This is a genomic window from Frankia sp. AgPm24, assembly GCF_023243055.1.
GTDB lineage: Bacteria > Actinomycetota > Actinomycetes > Frankiales > Frankiaceae > Frankia > Frankia umida.
Window position 1 is genome coordinate 1 of sequence record NZ_JALKFW010000037.1, and the last position, 5,365, is coordinate 5,365.

General features: G+C 69.1%; 4 protein-coding genes and 1 pseudogene. 2 read left to right on the forward strand and 3 right to left on the reverse strand.

Annotated features, from left to right (window positions below):
- From MXD61_RS05380 to MXD61_RS05390, 3 genes and pseudogenes are all read right to left on the reverse strand, one after another.
- Positions 1–792: pseudogene (locus tag MXD61_RS05380) on the reverse strand (glycoside hydrolase family 27 protein); the annotation flags it as partial.
- 256 nt (positions 793–1,048) lie between these two features.
- A complete protein-coding gene (locus tag MXD61_RS05385; protein ID WP_248811738.1) occupies positions 1,049–2,296 on the reverse strand; it encodes an NAD(P)/FAD-dependent oxidoreductase in 1,248 nt (415 codons plus the stop codon).
- Between the two features lie 108 nt (positions 2,297–2,404).
- A complete protein-coding gene (locus tag MXD61_RS05390) occupies positions 2,405–4,129 on the reverse strand; it encodes a carotenoid oxygenase family protein (protein ID WP_308222681.1) in 1,725 nt (574 codons plus the stop codon).
- 186 nt (positions 4,130–4,315) lie between these two features.
- Between MXD61_RS05390 and MXD61_RS05395 the strand changes: the two genes are divergently transcribed.
- Both MXD61_RS05395 and MXD61_RS05400 read left to right on the forward strand, forming a co-directional pair.
- Positions 4,316–4,933 carry an SRPBCC family protein gene (locus tag MXD61_RS05395; protein WP_248811740.1) on the forward strand — a complete coding sequence of 206 codons (618 nt, stop codon included), beginning with the start codon at positions 4,316–4,318 and terminating at the stop codon, positions 4,931–4,933.
- A 135-nt stretch (positions 4,934–5,068) separates the two neighbouring features.
- The coding region (locus tag MXD61_RS05400; RefSeq protein WP_248811741.1) for a transposase at positions 5,069–5,365 on the forward strand (297 nt) is incomplete at its 3' end.

Genomic DNA, 5,365 nt, shown 5'->3' on the forward strand with positions numbered 1-5,365 from the left:
CACCCTCACCTACCGTGCCGGGATGCCCGTCCTGTTCCGTCGCGGCGCGCCCGTTTTCCGGGCCCTGCGGATTGACCGCGTTCGGGGCGAGGCCGACCGCGAGCATGTCGAGGTCGTTCCAGTGCCCGGGGCCACCGGCGGAGGCCCAGGCCGCGACGCGGTCGAGGTTGTCCGACAGACACACCCCCGGGTAGTAGTCCATCGGGAGAACCGTCGCCCAGCAGGGCGCATGGTCGTTGGTGACCTGCCACAGGTTGGCCACCGAGGGGGCCCACCGCCAGGCTCGCTCGCCGGCCGGGTCACCCGACGACGGGTTGATGCTGTAGACGATCGGCCGGCCGGTGGCGTCGAGGGCGTTACGCATCCGGGTGAAGCCGGCGACGAGCCACGCCTGCGTGCTGGTACCGGCGGGACGCATGGCCGGGTAGCTGCACGCGTCGTACTTGAGGTAGCCAACGCCCCAGGCCGCGAAGGTGGCGGCGTCCTGTGCTTCGTGGCCGTAGCTGCCCGGCCGGCCCTGGCAGGTGGTGACGCCTGGTGACTCGTAGATGCCGAGCTTCAGCCGCGGTCATGCACGTAGCGGGCGAGCGCGGCGATGCCCCCGGAGAACCGGTCCGGATCCGCGACGAGAGCACCGTGCCCGTCGCGGGCCGACGTCATCCAGCCGTCGTCGATGGTCACGTAGCGGTAGCCGGCGTCGCGCATGCCGGTGCGCACCAGTGCGTCGGCCGCCGCCCGGATGTCGGCTGCGCTCACGGCGGCGCCGCGCAGGTTCCAGCTGTTCCAGCCCATCGGCGGGGTACGGGCCAGCCCCGCCGACACCTCCCGGTGCGCCGGGATACCGACGCGAACGGCCGTGCCATACCCATCGCCAGCGAGCCCCAGGACGACCAGCAGCACCAGTGCCAGTACCAGCGCCGGGCCAAGCCCACCACGGACCCGCGCCTTCCGCCGCCCCCGGGCCGCATCGCCGATCACGGCCCCATCGTGGCACCCGAACCTGTGCGTTCCGTTCCGTGGAATCCGGCAGTCAGGAGAATCCGGCTGGTCAGGAGGATCCGGCAGGGGCTGACAGGAGCCGCTCGGCGGGGGGCGTGCCGACCTCGTCGTAGAGTTCGGCGAGGTTTCGCGGGTCGAAGAACTCCTCGCTCGGATATCCGCCACCCGCCATCGTGAAGAACCGCCGCTGGAACCGCGGGCTGTGGCGGACGGCGCTCAGCACGGCGGTGAACAACGGGGGCAGCGTCAGGGCGGACAGGGCCACGGTCATGGTGAACACGCCGATGCTGTCGCGGTCACGGCGCCGGGCGTAGTCGGCGACGGCATCGTCGATCGGGGCGGCGCCGGAGAGGCCACGATGCAGCTGTTCGGCGAGCAGTTCCGCGTACACGAAGGCGTCCGTGATGCCCCTGGCGGTCAGCGGGTCCTTGTGATAGCCGGCATCGCCGACGAGTGCCCACCCCGGACCGTGCGACTGACGATAGAAGTTGTCCGCGTACTGCAGGGCGCGGAACGGCTCCTCCCGGCGACCGCCGGAACGCAGGTCCGCGCCGAGGTCGGGCCGCACATGGTCGATCACGGCCTGGAACGAGCCCTCGGCGTCCGCCCGGAACTGCCGGTAGGCGTCCTTCTTGCGCATGACGACGAGCATGGTCAGATCGTCGTGGGTCCGGCAGGTCGCAAACTGCTGTTCGTCCCGGGTCCGGTTCTGATAATCCCAGTCGAGACCAGAGAAGTAGGAGTAGTAGACGAACCCGGCTGCCGGCATGGTTCGGTAGACGGTGGCACCGACCTTTTCCGCAACGGTGGAGTTCACCCCGTCGGCACCGACGACGAACCGGGCCTGGAACTCCCGCTCGACGCCGTCGGCCGTCCTGGCCCGGATTCCACCCGCGCGGCCGTCGGTGGTGAACAGCACGTCCTCGACGGCGCACCGCTCGAGAACCTCGGCGCCCGCCTCACGTGCCGCGTCGACGAGCAGCGCGTCGAGAACGGTGCGCCGCGGGCAGCGGACCTCGGTGATCCCCTCGATCGGGTCCGCGAATCCCCCGACCTCCAGGTCACCGTTGGAGAAGTACATGTGCCGCAGCGGCGGAACGCCGGTGGTCCGCAGGCGGTCGAGCAGTCCCCAGTCCCTCAGCCGGGCGAGCCCGGCCTGGTGAACCAGATGGGTTGACACCGTGTCGCTGGGAAAATGCGCGCGGTCGACGACCAGCACCCGATAGCCGCGCCGGGCCAGCAGCATCGCCACCGGCGACCCGGCGCATCGCGCTCCGACCACGATAACGTCGTACACGGCGTGTTCCTCCGGTTGCCGGATGATGGACAGGGCATGGGTCGGTCGGTCGGTCGATCCGTGCGGGCAGGCGGGTCGGCGCGTTCCGGCGAGGCGTTCGGCATCCTCTCAGGAAAACCGGTCGAGAACCGCGCCGACGACGTCGCGCACCGGCGTCGGCATTTCCCGCCAGGCGTTTCCGATGTCATCGGAGTACGGCCGCCGGTACGTTGCGCCCGCCGAGCCTGCCGGGCGCAGCTGTGGCAGGTAGAGCGAGTGGAACTGGACGGAAAGTTTGAGCCCCGGTGCCGAGGCGACGACCACCGGGCCGGACCCCAGGGACAGCGCGTCGAAAAGCTGCAGTTCGGTCCGGTCGGTGTGGTGAACGACGATCGCCACCCAGCCGGGCCCGCCACCGACGGTGTCGGGAACGTACACCGGCGACTCTCCCGCGGTGCCCGAGGGAAAAGACCAGGAACAGGTCGGTGTCATTGTTTCCAGATCGAGGCAGACCAGAGACGACGGTATCTCCTGGATGGGCAGCCGCTCGATCGGCACGCTTCGATACGGATGATCACGATAGAGGTCGACGACCCGGCTGACGAGCATGCCCGGGTCGCAGCCCCAGTAGGCCTGCCACAGGTATCGGCCGTGTTCGAGCGCCGGGGCGCGCAGGTCCCGACCGTAGAGCAGGGTCGCCCAGTGCCGGTCGGGGTCGAGAAACAGCCGGCTGTCGCGGACCTCCCCGGTCCGCCCGTCGAGGACGTAGCGGCCCACCGGCGACGCGTCCACCGGTGCGGACACGAATCCGTGCAGCCCCTTCGCGATCGGCTCACCAGCTCGCCAGACACGGTCGGTGTCGCGCAGCGAGTAGTTCAGATCCCACCCGTTGGAATGCGCCAGGTGGAGCGTGACATCGCTGCCGTCCTGCCGGTAGTCGGCGAAATGGTGAAACGACTCCCGCGGCACCCGCGCATGGGTGACGGGAACGGCGCGACCCCGGTTCTCCCGGGTGAGATCACGTTTGGCGACCAGATAGATGTCGGTGAACGGCAGGTGGGGTCTGGTGCGGTTGCGTCCGGCGATGCTGCCCGGCTCGGGCTGGAAACCGATCTCGGTGAAGATGACGTAGTCCTCGGTGACCGTCACCTCGTGCACGCCCTGCACCAGATGCGCGCCGGGCACGTACCAGGTGTCCAGATCGCCGTGGCCGTCCCAGCGGACCACCCACAGCGGCCCCTCCACATCGGTGCGGGAAGTGCCCCGGGGCTGCAGATGGGTGTTGCACCACCACAGGCAGCCCTCGTCGAGATCCTCGACGGGGTGGGCGGCGGTCCGCACCCCCGGCCACAGCGGATGCTCGACAACCTGCGGATATTCTTCGACGCCGCCGAGAAAGGAGGTGAACGCGAACGTCGCCGGGTCGACCTCGACCGGCCGCTGGCTCAGCCCCGTGAGCAACAGCCGATCTCCGAAGGAGTGCGGCGCGACGTTCGTCAGCGCCGGGCGGGACACGGCCGTCAGCGACGACAGCTCCGTCGGCGACAACGTCCCGGCGAGCCCTGACAGAATGGCCAGGTCGGGAGTGACCACCCGACGGGTGCGCCAGTGTCGACCCGCCAGGTCGATATGGGTCAGAACGCCAGGGCCGGCAAACATGAAATCGATCGCCGTCGGCTGCGCGGGTCCGATGAGCAGCACATGGCCGGAAATACCCTCCGGCCATGACCCGGCAGTGACCATCAGGTCGACGTCATGTTCCACGCTCGGCTCGAGAAGATGATGCAAGGCGTGGTCCATACCGGAAAAATAACACCACCGGCCATCCGGCGGGAGACCATTGAAAAACGACATGGCTCCATTGGGAGTGGCGGGACAGGGATATCACACACCCATCGTCACACCAGTATGGAATCGTCTGCCCGACATTTTCGTCGTTGCTGTTTCACTGTCGCCGCCGACGGCCGTGCGATCGGGACGTGGACCTGGCACGTCGTCCTCGTCACGCGCGGCTGACCGGCCGTGGAAGCGAGGTTCCCGATGCTGGAGACGGTTCTCGAGGTCAGCATCGCCATCCCCCTACCCGTCTCGCAGGTGCACACCTTCATGACCACCCCGGACAACTGGGCTGCCGCGTCCCCGGTCACCGAACGCATCCAGGGTGATCGGACCGACCGCCCGGTGACCCTGGGGGCGAGCTTCGTCGATGTGCTGCGCCTCGGCCCGGACATCACCGCCGAGGTCCGGTGGACCGTCACCCGCGACGACCCGGGCTCGACCTGGCAGATCACCTGCGAGCCGGCCGCCGGCACCGACCCGGCGGACGGCCACATCCACGTCACCCTCACCTACTCCTACTCCCGTGCCAGGCACCCCCTGGACGTCCAGCACCCGCGGGGCTCGGCGGCAGGTACAGAGCCGCGAGCCGAGCAATCGGTGGGCACCCCCGCCGAGGTGCAGTACGTCGCCGACGCGACACTGCTCACCCGTACGGTGCGCACCGCCTACACCGGCGAGGCGAACCTTCCCCTGCCCTATCGGGACGTGTTCACCAACCGGACTATCGCCGCCCGGTTCCTCGCCGCGATGCGCAGCGCCATGCTGGCCAGCGATCACGTCCCCACAGGCGCTGCGTCCCGCATCTCCAGCGCAGGCTAGGCCGCTTCTCGTCGAGCTTCCGACCGCCCGGCAGGCCTCCTGGCCCGGCAGAGGTCGCGCCCAGGCCGTGTGTCGGGTTGTGATCTTTTTCGGTTCTGCCCTCACCGCGGATCATGGTCTGGTGGATCGTTGTGTGTGACGCGTGTGCAGGTGACCGATGCGGAGTGGGAGTTCGTCCGGCCGTACCTGCCGGTCGGCGAGTACGGTCCGTATCCGCAGCGGTGGCGGGAGCAGTTCTCCGGAGTGATCTGGCGGTTCCGTACGGGTGGGCAGTGGCGGGAGATGCCGGTGGAGTTCGGTGCCTGGTCGACGGTGCACAACCGGTTCCGCCAGTGGCGGGACGGCGGGGTGTTCGAGGCTCTGCTGGAAGGCATGATCGCGCAGGCTGCCCGTCGCGGGCAGGCCGATCTTTCGCTGGTCAGCGGGGACTCC